At 57.8% G+C, this 18,969-nt stretch carries 12 protein-coding genes and 1 pseudogene; 8 read left to right on the top strand and 5 right to left on the bottom strand.

Features of this window, described 5'->3' with window-relative positions:
- Window position 1 precedes the first annotated feature (1 nt).
- Together QD461_RS33545 and QD461_RS33540 are read left to right on the top strand one after the other, a co-directional pair.
- Window positions 2–3,256, top strand: a complete 3,255-nt coding sequence (locus QD461_RS33545) for a hypothetical protein (RefSeq protein ID WP_414091302.1) — start codon at window positions 2–4, stop codon at window positions 3,254–3,256.
- Between the two features lie 304 nt (window positions 3,257–3,560).
- Window positions 3,561–4,199 carry a glutathione S-transferase family protein gene (locus QD461_RS33540; protein ID WP_414091307.1) on the top strand — a complete coding sequence of 213 codons (639 nt, stop codon included), beginning with the start codon at window positions 3,561–3,563 and terminating at the stop codon, window positions 4,197–4,199.
- Window positions 4,200–4,694: 495 nt separating this feature from the next.
- Here QD461_RS33540 and QD461_RS33535 read toward each other — a convergent pair whose 3' ends face one another.
- Window positions 4,695–4,964 (bottom strand): hypothetical protein, encoded by a 270-nt coding sequence (locus QD461_RS33535; RefSeq protein WP_414091301.1) that lies wholly within the window; start codon window positions 4,962–4,964, stop codon window positions 4,695–4,697.
- 292 nt (window positions 4,965–5,256) lie between these two features.
- Window positions 5,257–5,913: a hypothetical protein gene (locus QD461_RS33530; protein ID WP_414091300.1), complete on the bottom strand. Its 657-nt coding sequence runs from the start codon at window positions 5,911–5,913 to the stop codon at window positions 5,257–5,259.
- Between the two features lie 497 nt (window positions 5,914–6,410).
- Between QD461_RS33530 and QD461_RS33525 the strand changes: the two genes are divergently transcribed.
- The 4 genes from QD461_RS33525 to qatD all read left to right on the top strand — a co-directional run bounded on the left by QD461_RS33525 (window position 6,411) and on the right by qatD (window position 10,948).
- Window positions 6,411–8,144, top strand: a complete 1,734-nt coding sequence (locus QD461_RS33525) for a P-loop NTPase fold protein (RefSeq protein ID WP_414091299.1) — start codon at window positions 6,411–6,413, stop codon at window positions 8,142–8,144.
- Window positions 8,145–8,415: 271 nt separating this feature from the next.
- Window positions 8,416–8,907, top strand: coding sequence for a hypothetical protein (locus QD461_RS33520; protein WP_414091298.1), 492 nt, complete (start codon window positions 8,416–8,418; stop codon window positions 8,905–8,907).
- Window positions 8,904–10,226: a Qat anti-phage system QueC-like protein QatC gene (qatC, locus tag QD461_RS33515; RefSeq protein WP_414091297.1), complete on the top strand. Its 1,323-nt coding sequence runs from the start codon at window positions 8,904–8,906 to the stop codon at window positions 10,224–10,226. The genes QD461_RS33520 and qatC overlap by 4 nt, the downstream gene beginning before the upstream one ends.
- Window positions 10,223–10,948, top strand: coding sequence for a Qat anti-phage system TatD family nuclease QatD (qatD, locus tag QD461_RS33510; protein WP_414091296.1), 726 nt, complete (start codon window positions 10,223–10,225; stop codon window positions 10,946–10,948). Before qatC ends, qatD begins: the two co-directional genes overlap by 4 nt.
- Window positions 10,949–11,315: 367 nt before the next feature.
- On the opposite strand, the gene QD461_RS33505 is transcribed toward qatD, so the two are convergent.
- From QD461_RS33505 to QD461_RS33495, 3 genes are all read right to left on the bottom strand, one after another.
- A complete protein-coding gene (locus tag QD461_RS33505; RefSeq protein WP_414091295.1) occupies window positions 11,316–13,487 on the bottom strand; it encodes an AAA family ATPase in 2,172 nt (723 codons plus the stop codon).
- Window positions 13,488–13,606: 119 nt separating this feature from the next.
- On the bottom strand, window positions 13,607–16,213 hold the full coding sequence (locus QD461_RS33500) for an ATP-binding protein (RefSeq protein ID WP_414091294.1): 2,607 nt from the start codon (window positions 16,211–16,213) through the stop codon (window positions 13,607–13,609).
- A gap of 292 nt (window positions 16,214–16,505) precedes the next feature.
- Window positions 16,506–17,375 carry a hypothetical protein gene (locus QD461_RS33495; protein ID WP_414091293.1) on the bottom strand — a complete coding sequence of 290 codons (870 nt, stop codon included), beginning with the start codon at window positions 17,373–17,375 and terminating at the stop codon, window positions 16,506–16,508.
- A gap of 351 nt (window positions 17,376–17,726) precedes the next feature.
- Between QD461_RS33495 and QD461_RS33490 the strand changes: the two are divergent.
- Together QD461_RS33490 and QD461_RS33485 are read left to right on the top strand one after the other, a co-directional pair.
- Window positions 17,727–18,719: pseudogene (locus tag QD461_RS33490) on the top strand (integrase); the annotation flags it as partial.
- Between the two features lie 60 nt (window positions 18,720–18,779).
- The coding region (locus QD461_RS33485) for a transposase (protein WP_414091292.1) at window positions 18,780–18,969 on the top strand (190 nt) is incomplete at its 3' end.

The following is an 18,969-nucleotide window of genomic DNA, read 5'->3' as shown; positions in this document are numbered from 1 at the left end:
CATGGCAATAACCGTTGCGGGCCAGGGTGACATCCGGCAGCGATTGAACAGCGATGGGCTTGCATCCTTGGGCCTGGCCGGCCCCCTGCTCTCGCCCGTCTGGACCCAAGCGCTGCCGGTGGCAAATGTTGGCAATTTCAGCTTCACAGTCGCCGCGCAATGGTACGCCCCGCTGGCCGGCATGCTGATTACCGAGCCCAATCCCACAAGCCTCGGACTGTCTCGTCTCGACGGTACGCCATGGCCGACAACAACCGGCAACGCCGTCGTCTTTCGCATCCACCCCCAAGCGAGGTTGCGGCTCGAACGCCTCATAGTCAGCAATTTGCAGCCGGCCAATGCGGGGCCGCCCGACCGGTCGATCCGGCCAATACCCGCTATGTTCCTGATCACCAACCCTGGCATGACCTTCGCGACGCCGTGGATCGCCAATGCTGGCGAGCAAATCATGCCGGCCGGCGACGTAACGATGTATGATGAACATGGCCTTGCGGTCGATCCCTTTGCCTTCGCGGCGGCGCTCGCGGCGATGATCGCCAGCACCCCGGCTGCAGGTGGCCCCGCGCCGGCTGGAGCGCCAGCCGGAACGCTTGCTGCCATCGCTGGCTGCGCTCCCGCTGGCAACTTCATCCATGCTGTCGATCTGCACGGCCGCCCCTGGCAGGATCCTCCCGGCGTCAACGCTGGTATCAGCCTCTATACCGCAGGGGCGGGCGGCGCCGCACCGACGCAGGGCCAGCACATAGGCGACGGCCTCGTTTATGCATTCCCGTCCGGGGCGACCATCGCCGCCGATGCCGATCCAAGCGGCACGCAAAGTGCCCTGACCACGCCGGCGCTGCTCCGCTTTGGTTGGCAGGTACAGGGCCGGTTGAACAACCTGCCCGTGAGCTGGCCGGCGGCCGGCCCGCAGAGGCCGGCGCGAGACACGATGCGCCTTGCCGTTTGCGATCCAACGTTCCACCTCTTGGGGAACCTCACGCTGACCGCGCGCGACGGCGTACCGGGTGCCGACGTCAGGACCAACGCCTCGCAGGCCTCCATCCTCAGGGAAGGCAGCCCGATTACCCTGTTCACGGAGAGTCGCTCGGCGCTCGGCTGGATCGGGCAAGTCATCCTCAATCTGCAAGGTGGCAATCCGGCGGCGGCGTTCCAGACCGGCCCGATGTTCGCCGCAAGCTCCTTCTTTGACGGCGGCCAGTGGCCCCTCCCGAATATCCCGGGACCGAATGGCGCCTGGCCGATCGCACCCGCTGCGACGCCGGTTCCTGGCAATGACGCCAACGTCATGGCAGCGCTGGCGCCGATCAAGACCGCCGTAGCCAACTGGATCGCCGGTAGCAACGACGTCCTCGTCACACTGCCAGCCGGGCTGCCGGCAGGCGTCGCCATCCGCTTCTATCCGATCCAGATCCTCATGGGGGTTTCGCCGGACGAGCAACCCTTGCTGCGGCGTGCCGACGGCAATGCCACCATTACCACTGGCGCGGCAACCGACACCGTACGAATGGTTGATCCCTTCAACCTCGGCCTCAACGCAGTTCGCCCCGGCGGCACGACGACACTGCGCATGGATGCAGCACTGACCTGGTTGACTGCCGCCGGCGCCGTGCCACGCGTCAAGCTGATCGGCAATCTGCACTTGACTGTCGGTGCTGATGTGCCGGCTCCTCCGCTGCCGCCTGCCAATTTCCTCGCTTCGATGTTCTGGCGCGGTACGGCGTCCAATCCGATGATCGGCGCTCCGTCCCGCGGACCTTTTCCGCTGGCGGCAGCACTTGGCGACCCGATTGCCTTTATCCAGGGTGTCGTTCGCCATCTCTCGACCGATGCCAATCCGCGCGAAGCGCCACGGCTGCCGACGATGTCGCGCAACGAGAGCCTCTTTGCGCTGCAGCTACAACCCGGAGCCGCCGCCGATATTTACCGGTCGATGCTCACGGGCGCCTTCCTGACGCGCGAGGCCGATGCCCAATCTCCCCGCCTCGCCAATCCCGGCGGCGCGGGTTGGCACGAAGTGCATGCACCGAGCCTTGCCGCTACAAGCCAGATCGGCTTTGATCTCTGGATCGCCGCGGCGCACCGGGCGCGGCCGGTTGTGCCGACCGCCGACGTTGCGCAAGTCTTCCAGTCAGGGCCAATCGCCGGCCTACCGACCAATTGGGTTCTGCTTCAGGCGAACGCCACCTCCGTCCCACCCGCTGCGCCGGCGGCGCCTTCGACTATCGCGGCCGCGGTGCTGCAGACCGTACCGGCCTATGTCGAGACGCCGGAGCTTGCGATTATCCCCGACACCGACATCGCCGCAGCTGTTAATTGGGTCACCACGCAACTCGGCAATTGGGTATCAACGCCGAACGATCCGGAATTGCACCGGCAGATTGCACGCGAGCTTCGAACTTCCAACTACGGTCGCCGCGACGCGCAATGGGCGCTCCGTCGCGCCATCGCGCACGCTCGAGAACTCGTCTACATCGAGACACCGCTGCTGGCACATACGACGCACGACGCCGGCCCGCCGCAGGACCCAGTGGCAGCGGTCGACCTTGTGAACGTGCTCGCCAACCGCTTGACCATAGAACCACGCCTGCGCGTGGTTATCCTCGTGCCGCGCGAACCGCCCTTCGTGAAAGGGTATGAGCCCTTTTCTGCCTACTTCTATGCCAACCGACTCGAAGTGGCGACAACGCTCGCTCTGGCGGGAGGCATGGTCGATGGCCTCAATGGGCAGCGGCCACGGGTCGTGATCGGCCATCCGATGGGCATGCCTGGTCGACCGCTGACGATCCGTAGCACGACGGTCATCGTCGACGACGTCTGGTGCCTGCAAGGCACTTCCTCGATCAGCCGTCGCGGCCTCACCTTCGACGGTGCAACCGATGTGGCACTTGTCGACTGGCAGATGGATCGCGGGGCATGCGTCGCCATTCGGGCACACCGAAAAGCCCTGATGGGGCTGCATTTAGGGGTTGGGCCAACGCCGGTTGGTGGAGGAGCGCCCGCAAACAGCGTCGCCGCCCCCTCGGGCGATTGGGTCAGGCTTCACCAGCCCGTCAGCGCGCACGAGGCTTTCGCCGATGCCCTCGCCGCCGGCTCCAATCGGGGAAAGCTGCTTCCCCTATGGCCAGGCCCAGATCCCGCGGCTCCAGGCGCCGTGATCGCCCATCCCGCCGATGTCGCAGACCCGGATGGGCGCGGTGGCGCCAGCTTTATCACGACCCTGGCAGCCGCCCTCGGCGGAAGCAGCGTTGTCTAGCGACCCGGCGAGAACGGCAGCAACAGATGGAGAGGGAGGCGTCCCGAGCCCGCAAAGGCCTTTTGTCGATCGGCTCCGAACAATGACCGCGCTGAGATCCACTTCATAAACGTGGATTTGATGGGAAAATCGAAACATCAATGGGGTCTTGAGTGACGCAGACCAGCAATCGCTCGTTTCTCCAAAAACAGCGGGTATTTTAACAGCTAAGCCCCTCTCTGCGGGGCGTCCTCGGATACTGTTTCACGGGCGAAAGGAGGAACCTTCGTTCGCCTTTTCAGTAAGGACACGGGAGGCAAGGCGAATGAAGTTATATTTCAGCAGAAACCCCAATCCGCGCCTTGCAGTTGCCGTTGCGCGGCTCCTGAAAACAGATGTCGCATTCGAGTTCGCCGCACCAATGGCTCCCGGACAAGCGGAGCGATATCTGCCGCTCAACCCAAACCTTCTTCTGCCAATTTTGGAGCACTCCGGTCGAACGCTTTGGGAAAGTGATGCCATCGCCTGCTGGCTATCCAGACATACGGGGTCGAACTTCTGGAGAACCGACGGCGAAGAGCCGGACATGATCCGCTGGATCAGTTGGGCGAAGGAGAACTTCATGAAGGCGTGTGACACCGTTCATTGGGAGCGTGGCACGAAGCTGCGCTACGGTATCGGGCCGTGTGACGAGACGATGGTTGCGGAGGGCCTGCGACAATTCCACAAGGCGGCAGTCATTCTCGAAAGTGAGCTGGCCGATCGACCATGGATCCTCGGCGAAACGATCTCGTTTGCCGATTTTCGAATGGCGACGTTCTTACCCTTCAACGACGTGGCGCGCCTCCCGATAGAGGACTATCCAGCTATTAGACGCTGGTCTGATCGATTGAACCAGATCGAAGCCTGGCGCGATCCGTTTCATGGATTAGACGCTCCGTGTTTGCCGCCGCTTTCCAAGTGAAATAGGGCTCCTCACAGCGTCCGCGGTTCGAAGTGTACAGGACGGAAGGTTTGTGCTTGAAACGCGACAAGCGTCATGGAGCCGGCTTCCCGCATATCATTTACGCTCCGATCTACGCTCTTGAAGGGATCAGAACCGACGACCCCGTTGATACAAAGAGCTATCCGTCTGAAATTCCTCAAGAGCTGACCTTACTTGTTTTCAGTCCGGTCGGTATACGCATCACACGCCGTTGCACACTACGTCGCCTTGAGGAAGCAACCATATGATATCGCTATGTAGCGTGATAACGAATGTTGACTGTATTCGGCGAGCGGTGACTCGTGCGACCATGATGGAATGCTCACTTAGCGATAAGGCAAACCTGGCGCGATGGCCGGAAGGAAGGCGCTAAGCGGCACTGGTCACAACTTTTACCCGGATGCAACAAATGCCTCTAGTCGGAGTAAGAACCGAAGCCGGAGCGCCCTCGTTAGCTTGAGCTGCGAACGCGAGCTACGACGTGCCGCTTTTGCCATCGTCCGAACCAGCATTGCTGCTCTCCTCCGGTGAAGGAACCAATTCACCAAGAAAAGACTTCGCATCATCTAGCGAGTTATCATTCGGCACCTCAGGGTCGACAGCGTCTGCGACCTGGCGCACGTTTGAATCGTCGATCTCGAGATGTTCTTTAAATGCCGCTTCATAGCGATGATAACTCTCAGGCCATCCACTTCCCCAAACCTCCTGCCCCTCGCCTATAGGCGTGGGGATTCCATCTTGCAACTCGCCCTAATCTTTGGCTTGCGGTGTCTTCTGATCCTCCCCGCGCGACTTTACCCACGGCTGGATTGAAAGCGCAGCAGTGGCCGGAAGGATGGCGGAGCGACAGCTATCGGGAATGCTCAGAGCTATCTTGTACGACCGAAATGAAGGCGCGAACTTGCCGCCGCCGCCGCCTCGTGGTGGCGAGAGCTTTCGAAAAGACAAAACATAATGTTCAAGGAGCAAGTGAGACAGCGCTTACGCTTCAGCTTAATAACGGCTGCACCTCAATTAGCCCTTTACGAAAGGGCCATTAAAGTTCGGCTTTTTCGGCCTCTCCACCATTAAGGTTAAACCAGGAAGGAAAGTCTGGCGGCCTAGTGTGAAATGTTCTGTCACCTCGTCGCAATTCGCTCTCATAGCCTCCTGTTTCAGGGTTCCAGTACAGGAAAAGCTCGGTATCCAGGATCTGAATCAAACTGCCTGCCTGCAGGCCATCAAGAGTAAATTCTACTTCCTGCAGCTTGATCGGCTTTTTGATGCCCACGATTCTTGCAAAGAGCTCAATGTGATATGGGCCGTCAACAAAGAGAAATTCCATGGCATCGCGGCGGGGATTGAAATGATGGTCAGCGGTGACGCCGGTTTGCCCGACGAACAAACCACTGCCGAGTGTGAGCTTGCCGCTCTCGGTGTGTCCCCAGAAGTCGAAGAGGTAGGACCCGTAGTTCGTTGTCACCTGAGCAAACATCAGCTCAACACCACAACCCTTGATCGCAGTCGCATAAAGCAGCGTCCGAACGAACAGCTTATACCGACCTGACGGCTGCTCCCGCTTAAGGCAAACAAGCGTCGGCTGCGTCATTTTCAGCTTTCCTCGGCGCAATTGTGTCATCCAAAGCGTGAACACCGACAAACATAACGAGAGCACCGAAAGGACGGTGGGCAGGATGGATGCGAACGTAGTCATGCAAAACTCTCCCAAAGATCATATCTTTTCGCTCGGATCGTCCCATTGCCTTTTAAGGCTGCAATCCCGCCAATAGCATGCACGATCGTCGACTATCTGGCGCGTTCCCCATGTCAGCACAGGCACTTTGCCTAAAGTCTAGTGTATCATGATCTCGTCCCCAGGCGGGAAGGAGCGGTCCATTTCGGTCGGCTTGACCGTTCACGATGACTTGCCTGTACTCGGTTGCGCACGAATCCGGAAAGATACGTTTCATCCAGCAGCACATTCACGGGAGACGGTTGCACCTAACTCGTGTTGCTCTGCAATGGGAGGATGGCCAGATGTTTGATATGCGCCGCTGCACATCGGCTTTCGGGACCATCGGCCCGGATCTGCCCGCACCTCTCACGTCCTCTACTAGATTTAAAATTGTCAGATCACCAAAAAGTTGTGCAGTATTCTTGATACGCGTTAGGAGCACTTGACCTCGCACTCTACTGCCGCAATGTAGACACATGTGGTCAGACAACGAAACAGACGAAGATTACCTCAACTATACTGAAGTCGCCGAACTGATCTGTGAAATGGTCACGGACGCGACACTTCTTCCGCTTTCGGTCGGTGTATACGGCGGATGGGGCGCTGGCAAATCGAGTGTCCTCAATCTTGTTGAAAAAACTTTGTCGCAGCGGAGCGACACAGTCATCGTCGAATTCGATGCCTGGCTGTACCAGGGTTATGATGAAGCTAAATCTGCACTCATGACGGTAATTGCTTCGCAGTTACTATCGGCAGCCCCGGCGACATTGAAGGAAAAGGCACTCGATCTCTTTCGTCGGACGAAGAAACTCCGCCTTCTCGGTCTCGGCTTGGAGGTCGGGCTTGCCGCCGTGGGTTTTCCGACGATGGGTGCGGCCTCGAAAGTGATGAACTCGGCACAAAACCTGTGGAACGGAGACATCAAGGAAGAGGATTTCGCCAACTTCAAGGAAGGAGCGACTGCAGCGAAAGAGAAGACGTCCGGTTTGATTTCACCCAAGGAAATAAAATCGCCGCCCGAGGAGATCGAGGCATTCAAAGCCGAGTTCGGCGATGTCTTAGGAAAGATGCAAAAGCGGCTGGTGGTATTCGTTGACAATCTCGACCGCTGCCTACCCGAAAACGCCATCAGAAGCCTCGAGGCCATGCGGCTGTTCCTGTCGATGGACAAGACCGCGTTTATTGTCGCCGCCGACGTCGACATCATCAGGCACGCTGTTCAATCCCAATTCAAGGGCGCTTCTCCCAGACACGTGATCGACTACCTCGACAAGATGATCCAGTTTCCGGTTGCAGTGCCGCAACTAGGCTTGCGCGAGGTCACGTCCTACCTTTGCATGCTAATCGCGACCCGGTCCGGGGCTGGGTCTGTCGAAATCGACAAGCTGCGCGAGTATCTTATCGATAGCATTCAGAATTCATGGCGGACCGACGCCCCGCTCGAACAGGACAAAGTCGTCTCGATCTTGGGTGGAGAGAGATCCTTAGAGGCACAGATCGATACGGCATTCCGTATCGCTCCGATCCTTGCCCACTCGAAGGCGGTTAGCGGCAATCCTCGCCTGATCAAGCGTATGATGAACGTCATTCGGATGCGATATGCGACAGCAAAGCGGCGGAACATGGAGCTCGACGAGGCCATCATCACCAAGCTTGCCTTGTTCGAACGCTGCACCGACGAAGGCACGTTCAAGGCCCTGCTGGAGCTGATCAACAACGCCGGGAATGGAAAACCCGAGCTATTCGACCCGGCGCGGAGGGCGACGCTGACGCTTCCGGACGCATTGGAGCAACACCGTCCGTTCGTTATGGAGTGGCTCGGCCTCGAGCCGCCACTCAACGGCGTAGACCTTCGTCCTGCCATCTATCTCGCGCGCGAGACATTGCCGCTACGCCTAGCTTCCAAGACGCTTTCGCAGGCGTCCAGGGACGCGGTCGGCGAGCTATTGAAGGTTCCGACACTCGCATCTAAGGCGGCGAAAACGGCAATCGAAAAGATACCAGCCGCCGAACTCCAGGAAGTCATGCACGAGCTTGTCTCGTCACTGCGCCAGAACAGTGACTGGAGCACTAAGCGAGGGGATTTGAACGGTGCGATCGTCCTGGCCCAAGAGAAGCCAGAGACAGCGGGAATCCTTATGGGCCTTCTCTCACGGATCCCCGACCAGCCCCCGTGGCTCAAGCACATGATACTGGGCATCAACAAATGAGGATGAAATGGGGACGTCGGCGTCGTCACGGGGATCGAATGCAAGTCAGCCGCTAGTGCCGTCATGGGCTGACGACCAGCCCGACAAGAAGCTTCCCACTCCGGAACCTCAACGGTTCCGGACGTTTAGGACCACTTTCGGAAAAGCAATAGCGGACGGCGGGAACAAGGCAGACATAAAGACCTCGCTCGGTCATTTCGCGCGAACAGCGACTGGTGGCCGCGACGTCGGTCCTCGTCGTTTTGGCAATGTCTACACCGCAGGCGGCGATATGTTCTCCGCGTTGCGGGGCATCGCCCGGGGAAACTCGGTGCCGGGCCTCCACACGCAAAGCTTCGTCGGCAGGACGGTCKACTACTTCGCTCAGATCCTCGGACAATTCCTCGCGGGCGAAACGGCGGATGCCGACCGGATCAACGTTGCCGTCCAAGAAGCCGTTGCGCTGATGCTCGACCTCGATGCAACCTTCGATCCACAGATGCTGACCGATGACGTGGTCGACGGCCTGCTTTCGGAATTCATGTCGCAGTCGATCTTCCAGAACATCGTCGAGGAAGCCGGTGGCGCGTGGGACCGTGCCGACGACGAAAAGAAGACGGCTGAATGTGAAAGAAACCTTCTCGATCTGATCCGCGCGGTCGTCGACACATCCCTGCAGCAGCACCTGAGATCCGGCACTCGCCAGTTCACTCAAGCGGAAATTAAAGACTTCATGCGTGAAGCCACCACCACGGCTTGGCGCGAGTGGGAGAGCTACCAATGACCGTCAGCCACCTGAAATTCCGCACCGAGCAGCTCACCGTAGCGAATGCAGGTCGTTCCGGTGTACTCGATGTCCGGCTGTATGGGGCGACAGCGCTTGCCGGGTCCGCTCACATAGGAAACACCGTTGCCGACCAGGTGCAGCGGCTGAGCGCCAACACGACGACCGTCGCGTTCGACTTGCTCTCGATCGCTCTCGCGGTTACGGCCGCGGACTCCTTCATCCAGCGCAACGCGTTGGGGGAGAACGGATGGGCCCGTGATTTCGACATCGAGCTTCCTTTGGTCAATCCTAACACCTGGCAGCCTGTGAAGGAACGTCTCGAGCATGCGTTGCACTTTCTGAGCGGTGACACCTGGAATTTCACATTCCTGAGTGGCGGGAGAAACAGACCCTCGGCGATGCAAACACACAAGAAGCGGATCGCGAACCTCGCCGGTGTGGACTGCGTCAGCCTCTTCTCCGGCGGCCTGGACAGTTGGATTGGCGTCAATAACCTCCTACGCAATAAAAGAGTGCCGATCCTCGTCAGCCACGCATACACCGGCGACCGCAAGTATCAAAATGCCCTGTTTCCAACATTCAAGGGCCGCGCCGAACGTTTCGCCGTCAACGCAAGCCCCATGCGGCAATTCAGCGGCCACGACACCACCATGCGGACCAGGAGCTTCAACTTTGTAGCGTTCGCTGCCGTCGCGGCTGAGGCGATCTCCGAACTCAACAGGACAAGTGCGAAGGTTCCCCTCTACGTCCCTGAGAACGGCTTCATCGCGCTCAACGCACCATTGACGCCGAGGCGTGTCGGGACATTGAGCACACGGACAACCCATCCCCACTATCTCTCCGAGTTGCAGGCCATCTTTGATGCGGTAGGCATCCGCGCGCAACTGGAGAATCCCTACCGCCACAAGACCAAGGGACAGATGCTCAAGGATTTCAGCCCCGGTCCATCAGAGATTGGCGCCGCGATGAACACCGTCTCTTGCGGAAAATGGAAGCGGAAAGGTATCCAATGCGGACACTGTGTACCCTGCATCATCAGGAAGTCAGCCTTTTTCGCCGCCGGAATCTCCGACACCACAAACTATGGTTGGACGCTCCAGCAAGCGATCGCGCACGATAATGTCCACACCAAGGATGACGTGATGTCGATGGCTTTCGCCGTTAGTCCTTCAAAGCCGACAGATCTCACGAAGCGCGCGCTGGCGAGCGGCCCCCTACCCCTGGAGGCTGTCGAACGGCAGGGATGGTTTGACGTGCACCATCAAGGACTGTACGAGGTCGCGGACTATCTGCGATCTGAAGGCGTCATTAGTTGATAGATTTCCACTGCCACCTTGACCTGTTCAAGGACCCCGCTGGTGCGGTCGCGGCCGCAGACGAGTCGGGATACTACGTGCTGTCGGTCACCACGACACCCAAGGCTTTTCCCAAGACCGCGCAACTGGCGAAAGGACGAAAGAGGATCAAGACCGCGCTCGGCCTGCATCCCGAAATTGCCCATCTGCGCAAATCGGAGCTCGGCCTTTTTGACAGGCTGATATTGGAGACACCCTATGTCGGCGAGGTTGGTCTCGATGGCAGCAAGGATCACCGCGCGCATTTTGAAGACCAGCAATTCGTCTTCAACCATATCCTCTCGACGTGTCGGGCGGCCGGCGGACGTGTCCTTTCGATCCACAGCCGCGGCGCGGCCTGTCAGGTGCTCGATGCCTTGGACAAACATGCAGGATTTGGTTCCGCTGTCCTGCACTGGTTCTCCGGAACACCTGCCCAGCTCCGGAGAGCTGCAGACGCAGGATGCTGGTTTTCGGTGGGCTGCCCGATGTTCCGTTCGGCAAAGGGCAGAGAACTTGTATCCCTGATGCCAAGAGACAGGGTTCTAACCGAAACGGATGCACCATTCACGACGACATCCGAGAAGCCCTATGACGGCTCCGAAATCGGCGATGCCATTATCGAACTCGCGGGAATTTGGAATATCACGCCTGCTGCCACAAACAAGCGCCTGGCGGACAATCTTAGAGCCCTTCTTCGATAGACCTCGACCGTCTCGGACGGACTTTATAGCGTCACGAACGGCCCGGAAGGAGGTGCCATTGTTTGACGCAAAAAATGCAATTTGAAAAGCCGATCCATCCGAGATCAGCATTTAGCGATATCACTACCATATCGCGCGGTCTCTTTGACCGGGAGCTCTCGAAAATATTCTATGACCGCAAAGTGCTCTCCGAACTTGAGTGTAAACTAGCGTCGCGATGCAACCCCACCCACGAACGTAATTTCAACGGCTTACAATGTGTATCGGTACTCGAACTCCATGCCGATACACAGGCCATGATCAAGAATACCTCGAAATTGCAGTTCATCGGCTCATTCCGCGTTGACCCGCAGTTGCCTACTGCGGATCAACGCGGAATGACCATCATATCGTAATGTCCCCCGTGGCCGCTCTTTTCGAAGATCGCCTTGAAGACCCGAAGATAGCTTTCGACAGTCTGCTCGTCGCACACAAGATACAGGTCCTCGTGAATACTGTGCGATCCATCGTTGATCCACGAAAAGAGGGAGTTGCAGACCAACTGGTCCTCGCCCTCGAACATCGAGACTATGTCGTCCCTGTTCACGTTGCCCATGATTAAGAAGTAATTTTCGATTATGCGACGCAGAGTGTTCTGGATGGTGAGACTCGACCGCGCGTCGTCCCGAACCTCATGCCACAGCATCTCATAGGAGGATTTTATCGGGTTAGTCGGATGTGCAACAACGATCGAATGGTCACCCATCTTCTTGACGATCCAAAACGTTTCGAAGTTCCGGCGATCCGTTCCACGCGACGGATCGAACGACACTTCCTTATGGAAGTAGATGTTGTGCGTTAGGACAAAAACCTGCTTGATAGAGCTAGCCTGATCTCGGGCTTTGTCGAATACCTTCTTTATGAGACTACTGACGATGAAGAGGATATCGCTGTCGAGGCTGGAAACCGGATCGTCAAAAACGACGACCCTTGGAGACGTCGTACCGCTCTCCGACACGCTGCCGCTGATACGGTGGTAAAAATAGAGAAACGTGATAAAAGTCTTCTCGCCTTCGCTCAGCGTTTCACCTGCATCGGTTCCGTCGGCGCGAATAACCCTGTAGTGAAGCTGATCCGACCCCGCGGTTGCCAGCCGGAAATTCCTGAATCCGAAGGAGAGCAGAAGCTGGTTGATGGCATTGACGGTGGGCTGAACGCTGGTGATCGTCTTCTCCAACTCGGTCAACTCTGCCTGCTTGGCGATTTTGGCAGACGATTTCGAGTCTATTCCCTTCCCAAGCCCGTCAATGGCGGACCGCAAGTCCGAGCTTCGCGATCGGTAGGTCCCTATCGCCAGTGAGCTCTCCTCCACAACGTATCGCCAGACATCACCGACAAGAGCGGCTCGTTCGGTGACAATGTTGTCTACGAGCTCATTGTGGGCAGCAATCTTCGTGTTCGCTGCGGAAATTACATCGGAAATCTCGTGAAAGATATCGACGAAGGTCTCCAGCATGACCTTTTCGCTGGGCTCTTTCTTTTTTCGCTCCAGATACTGCTGGTTGAGGCTCAATACAGATTGGAACCTCGATCTGAGTTGTGTCAACGAAGCTATGTCCAGGTAGCTGCTGGGATTAGCGAGCATGCTGTCGAGCTGCGATAGAAGGCTTCGTGATCGCGAGGCATAGTCCTCGGCGAGACGATTGATGTCCTCGATATCCTTGTTAAACTGCTCGTCGAAGTACTCGGCGATTTCGGCCCTGAAATGTGCATCCGTCGACTGCTGGCAGAACGGGCACCGATCGTCGTGAAAGTATTGAAGACCCTGTTTGACCCAATCACTGTTGCCAAGCCGTTTGATCAACCCAGAGATATCAACGTCGTCCTTGCCGACAACGCTGCGGCCAAGAACCGGTGAGGAGTGTATGGCCGCGAATTGGGTCGCCTCGAAAGCTGCGATAAGGCTTTCTCGTTGCTTGGTCTCTCCAAAGAGCGTCGCTGCCCTGCGTTCCAGGTCTTCGAGCGCGTGGACGTCGCGTTTGTTATCGTTTGCCTCGCGAAACATTCGGTCCGCGAAACTGGCTTTGGCGTTGAGGACACCTTGAAATGCCTCTTTGAACTTGCCTTCGAATTTAACTTTCGCTTCCCAGCACTCCTCCCTGAATGCCTCATCCAAGACATCCAGATCGCTCTGTTTTTCTTTCTGTGTCGCCGTCCTCGCTTCGATGGCGCGCTGTATGTCCGCAACCTCCATTCGTGCTGCCTCTATTGCCGCGATGATCGCGGCGTCTTGTTGGCCCAAGGTGAAGATGCCGCGCATCCTGGAGGTGAAGTTGTCGGTTACGAAATCGCGATTGTAGACCAGTGTCTCAAGCGCCACGTCGCGCTCCCAGACGAGCCCGCATGACGGATATCGATCCGGGGCAGCTATCACGCGAGATATCGTTGTCTTGCCCGAGCCGTTCGCACCATATATGAAGTTGATCGGCCTGAGGCTCGGCAGCGACTGATGTGTTCCCGTAAAGCTTGCCACACCGTGCAGATTTATTCTCTCGAGCATCCGACGAATCCCGCTTCTTCTGCGTGGCGAGATTACACTCGAATGCAACCAAAGCAATCGGTCTGATGGCTGTCACGTCGTACAGCTTGGCCCATCGGTCCAGCGCTGGACCGGAAGACCTAGAATTCGACCTTCTCGTCCCAGACATCACCAATATGGACCGACAGGACGTCGACATCGCGTTCGATGTCCTTTCCATCTACGTCGCCGACCACCCTGGTTTCACCCGTTCTTTGGAGCCGTCCACCCCACGTACGGGTTATCAACTCCAACACGTATGCCGAAAGGCGCGTTTTCAGATCACCCGGCAGCTGTTCGTTCTCTGGCCAGGTCGTGGCAACGCTGCCGACGATACGACCTTCATGCTTTGGCACGACCACCAGGTCTGCTGCCATATTGAAGTTATGTCGGAAGTCGCGTGGGAAAACTTGGTCACGGTCCTCCTCATATTCAAAATAGCCATCCAGTTCGATGCTGATCCGCGTCGTAGATTCCGCCAATTCGATAACCTGGTGCTGATCAAGCCACTCGCCGCCATATTGGACGATTTTCAGTGTTCCTAGCTCGCCGCCGCAAGCAAGCACTACTTCCGCGACCTGGGCTTGCAATTCCTCGTCTCTTACGCTCTCGGCGAAGAGATTTGCCTGATCTGTAGCCCATGCTGCGAGACCCGCATTGTCCACTACTGGAATCGCCATGTCGCGCGCGGCTGTTGTGGCTTCACCCAGAAGAACCCCACTGATATTCTTCAGTTGCGTAGCCCGCAGCCCCGCGACGGTGACCCAGCCGCCTCGCGGAGGGTACGTATACTGTGGTTCGGGCTGAATAGCAGCCCGGCCGACGATTTGTTCATCGGCGTTCCGTAAAAGGCGCATGAACTTGGCAGGCGTGTGCTCGGGCGATTGCCATGGCGCAAGTCTCGACGCAAACTCGCCATCGGCGATGTCCAGCCAGTCTCCGGGACGGGTTACCGGAGTCTCCACACCATCCGTTCTCAAGAACAATGCGACGTTGAGGTTGGGCGCTAGAAGGCCGATTAGCGAGTACATCGTATATGTACCTCGCATGTAAAATGGTGTGTGTAAGAGGCCTCCTCGTGCAGACGGGTCGGCATCCAGTCTGACTTCGACCCGCGTACCTCCGTCCAGTGGTAACGCCTTGTATTCCGGTTGAGACAGGATAGGCCTCATCGAAGTGCCGCTACGGAACTCAAGCAACCTTCCGGTCTCGCCCCCCCTGTCGCATCGCCGTGAAAACACTCTGACGGCGCTGCCGAGCATGAAGACGGAGAAAAAGCCAATGCCGAAGCGCCCGATTGAATCCATTCCGGCCGCCATTAGCCCTGGAAACTCTTCCATCGCCATCGGTGAGCGCCAGAATGAAGTGCCAAAGTCAAGCAGGGGCCCAGTCAGCACCAGCTCCGACATTCCGATGCCGTTGTCTTCGACGGTCAGCCATTGCCCGTCGTCTCGCTTTTCCAAAGAGATGATGATTCTACCCCAGTCATCGGTTCTGTTCTCAAAACGGCGACGAGCCTGAACCGCATCGGCTGCGTTTTGAATGAGTTCGCGCAACGGAACGGTGGGGTCGTCTCCATACAGCTTAGCGCCGCCCAATGTTTCGATGACGCGGGGCACGTCCGATATCTTCATGCGAGCATCGACAGGTCGCCAGTTCTTCGTTTTTACAGTCCTTGCGAGTGCCTCCGGCGTCCCGGCTCCCTTCACGCCTCGAACCCGCAATACGTCCCGATTGCTGCTCTTCAGCAGTTGATCGACGTCGTTCAATTCCTGATCGACAAGGCTGATCGTATCATAGGCCAGCCACCATGCTTCCGCTTGTGATTGGTCGAACGGCTGGCCCGTTGTGAAGACAACAGTGTCCGACTCTACATGAGGTCTTGCAAGCCGCTCCTGAAACGACCAGTGCTGAGCCGAAACGCCAGTTGGCTTGATGATTGCCCCCATGAATTTGGGCGCTCGGCGACTATCGATATGAAGGACATCCGCCACTCTAAGCAGGCATGCGATCTTGATCTTGTCGACGACGTGGCGAGTTTTCTGGGCGAAACCTCCGAGGTTACCGCTCAATTCGGTTTCCAGTTTGGAGACGGACCACCAGTGACTATGGGCGATCTGACCGATCGTGGTACCGTAGAACGTCCTCAGCGCGGGATCGTCAATGAGGTTATATCGGATCCCCCCGGCCTCCCAGCTCTGCTCCGCCAGCTGCTCTGCCTGCTCGGCGTGCAGACGACGAAGGACGTCGGGGATGATCAGCTTCTCCACGGCTTCGGGAATATTTTCCACTGTTATGGAGGCATCGCCGTTGATCTCCTGGTTGCCGATATAACGGGCTACGGAGTCTTTCCATATCAGAGTTTGCTTGAGGTCTGCCAAGCCGTTGGGAAAGGCGGCCAGACTCATTCCCGCGTCATGCAATAGAACCGCCGCGCCAAACACGAAAGCTTCCGCAGGGTTGAGTGTTACGGTGTCTTCGCAGGCAAGCGACGCCATATCCCAGAGCGCATCGAGATGCGTGATGTCGTGGACGGTCATTCCCGGCAGGTCGGTCGCGATCCGCGAGACGAGCTGCTCTGCTTTTTCCCGCATTTCCAGGTATTGGTTTCTAAAATATTCTTGTTCGCCCGCGGTCGTGTCCGGAAAAGTGGCTTCGAACGCCTGTCGCCATAGCCAAGTCTGGCGGAAATCGAGGTAAATGGCCAACGTATTACTCCGATCGCGCAGTATTTCGATTGAGCGAACATCGTCAGGTGGAACCGCAGAGTGTCAAGCGCTGACGCGCCAACTCGATGAGATTTTCCCAGTTATCCCGCGCGCAAATGAAAAGGGACTGTGCGCAAACCTCCCGGAGCTGGCAGAAGCGGTTCTATTAGCTGAACAATGGTCTCCTGCGTGCGGCAATCCATGAGAATGGACAGGCGAGCGGCCGGGTTTCGCTCTCCCAATGCCGCCACCTGACTTTAACCTCAAACGGCGGCGCCACAGAGGGGGGCGTCTAATCCGGAGCTCCGCGCAGCGGCATTGAGCCGTTTGTCGTTAAGGAATTTGCGGGACCGGCACTCTCGACATAGAGACCATAGCGAGTGCCGTAGCCTGCAACACTTAAGCGCATGCCAGGTGCAAGGCTCTGTCTGAAGCTATCCGGGAAACCGCACAGTTCTCTGAACACCAAGGGCAATCCCTCAAGTTTGATGGGTCGCCGGCAGCCTTTGCTCTCAAATCCGTCGATTTGTACCACTGTATAGGGCAGCTCAACATGCGAACCAGTGAACGCGGGGAAGAGCATGGGAACGATAAGAATTGCGATATTCCGGCCGGCGGCAAAGGCAAGCAATGCCGCGCCTCCGATGAGTATTGGATTATTATCGCGCAATTCTCGGTAGGTTCGCAGGAGCAGAACATAGACTGCAGCCGATATCAGGCCGACCACGATGCTCGGTATCATCATCATCGACGCCCACTCTGTCGACGGCAAGAATAATGGAATGAACACGCCGACAATCATTGGCACCGCGACACCGACCAAGATCCAAAGCCAAAGCAGCTTGCGCGCTAGCCAAGGAAGCTCCCGCCGTGCTTGGCGCTGTTCGCCACGCGCTCTGGCCGGCTTATTCGCCACGATAACACGCCTGGCCTCCGCTGCGGTCATGGCGTGCGGGTAACGCGGCGGCGCCTCGATCTTGCCGGACGCGACCCAGCGCTTGATCTGTTTGATCTGGTTGTCCGAAGCAGGATCGTGGAGTTTGATCCACGCCGATAACTCCTTGTCGTCGCCTAGCGCGCTTTCCGGGATCGTCTGATTTATGCGCAATGCAATCCATTTGGCGCGCTCGATTTTTGTCGAAGAAGGGCGACGCACCGTCATACTTTTGAACCGCCCTCTTCGCGCTTCTCAATAGCGAACTGATTCATCAGCGACCTTTATCCCCCGTTACGCCCGTCCAAATCGCTGTGATCATTTATCGTAGGAGAGCACCAGCAGGACAAGGCCTCTTCCCCAGATTTCGAGGCAGGATTTTCTAATTTACCCGCCAGTAACCATATGAATTAACGTTGTTCTTTCCCGATAATGAATCGAAATCAACTCTGACTTCCGTTCGTCATACAGATTTTGGATGTGTGTATCATTATCGATAGGTAGCAAGTATCGATAGTGATGGTTTTCAGGCCGTAAAACCGATAAAGTCGGGGCAAATCACAGCGCCAGAGCCGCCCTATGTCGAAGTCCAAAGTCCTCCCCTCCCCCGTCGATCCGGTGCTGAAACGCGCCGAGGAACTCGATGCATTCGACGCCATCCTGCCCTTTGCCCGCCGCGATCAGCTGGCGACGCTCTTGACCGACGACGACGTCGCCACCCTCAAGCATCTCGCCAAGGAAGGCATGGGCGCCAACACGCTGAGAGCGCTCGCCTCCGATCTCGGCTATCTCGAAGCCTGGTGCGAACTCGCCATCGGCGCACCGCTCCCCTGGCCGGCACCTGAAAGTTTACTGTTGAAATTCGTCGCCCATCATCTCTGGGATCCGGTCGAACGCGCCGAGGATCCCAGCCATGGCATGCCTGATGACGTCGAGGTGGGCATGCGTGCAAAGGGCCTGCTGCGCGCCGACGGCCCGCATGCGCCCGACACCGTGCGCCGGCGACTGACCTCCTGGTCGATCCTGACCCGCTGGCGGGGCCTATCTGGATTTTTTGCTGCCCCATCCCTGAAGACCGCGCTCCGGCTCGCCGTGCGGGCGAGCGCCCGGCCAAGACAGCGGAAGAGCAGAAAGGCTGTCACCGGCGATATCCTGGCAAAGCTGCTGGCCACTTGCGCCGGCGATCGTCCGGTCGATCTTCGCGATCGAGCCCTGCTGCTCACCGCCTTTGCCGCCGGTGGCCGGCGACGCTCCGAAGTCGTCGACCTGCGCATCGAGGATTTGGTCGACGAGGAGCCGGTGCATGCCGACCCTAGGAATACCGCCTCCCCTCTCCTGCCCTGCCTGACTATCAATCTCGGCCGCACCAAGACGACGACGGCCGACGACCGCACCCATGTCATCCTGATCGGCCGACCTGTCGACGCCCTGAAACAATGGGTCGAGGCGGCTGGGATCGAGGCCGGACCGGTGTTTCGGCGCATCGACCAATGGGACAATATAGACCGGCGGGCGCTGACGCCGCAATCGGTCAATCTGATCCTCAAAACGCGATGCCGCCACGCAGGGCTCAAACGTAAGCGGACAGGCCATCCCACGTAGCATCGAGACGCGAAATCGCTCATTTTCAGCATGAATCATGCTGGGAAACCTATGAGTGAAGATATGAATCATGGTCGTACGTTCGAAATTCTGACGGCGGAGCCGGTGCGAACGCGGCGGAAACCGAAGTCGTGGTCAGATGAGGACAAGGCTTTGATTTTGGAGCAAGCTCTGGCTCCTGGCGCTAATGTCTCTGCGGTCGCGCGTGCCCATGGAATGG

The sequence above is a fragment of the Rhizobium sp. BR 314 genome, from assembly GCF_047445805.1.
In the GTDB taxonomy this organism is placed as follows: Bacteria; Pseudomonadota; Alphaproteobacteria; order Rhizobiales; family Rhizobiaceae; genus Rhizobium; species Rhizobium lusitanum_B.
Note: the sequence above shows the minus strand (reverse complement) of the source record. Positions and strands in the feature narration are given on the sequence as shown.

Excerpts from the sequence above, each read along its gene's own strand:
- QD461_RS33545 (WP_414091302.1), top strand. The coding sequence starts at position 2 with ATGGCAATAACCGTTGCGGGCCAGGGTGACATCCGGCAGCGATTGAAC.
- QD461_RS33540 (WP_414091307.1), top strand. The coding sequence starts at position 3,561 with ATGAAGTTATATTTCAGCAGAAACCCCAATCCGCGCCTTGCAGTTGCC.
- QD461_RS33530 (WP_414091300.1), bottom strand. The coding sequence starts at position 5,913 with ATGACTACGTTCGCATCCATCCTGCCCACCGTCCTTTCGGTGCTCTCG.
- QD461_RS33525 (WP_414091299.1), top strand. The coding sequence starts at position 6,411 with ATGTGGTCAGACAACGAAACAGACGAAGATTACCTCAACTATACTGAA.
- qatC (WP_414091297.1), top strand. The coding sequence starts at position 8,904 with ATGACCGTCAGCCACCTGAAATTCCGCACCGAGCAGCTCACCGTAGCG.
- QD461_RS33505 (WP_414091295.1), bottom strand. The coding sequence starts at position 13,487 with ATGCTCGAGAGAATAAATCTGCACGGTGTGGCAAGCTTTACGGGAACA.
- QD461_RS33495 (WP_414091293.1), bottom strand. The coding sequence starts at position 17,375 with ATGACGGTGCGTCGCCCTTCTTCGACAAAAATCGAGCGCGCCAAATGG.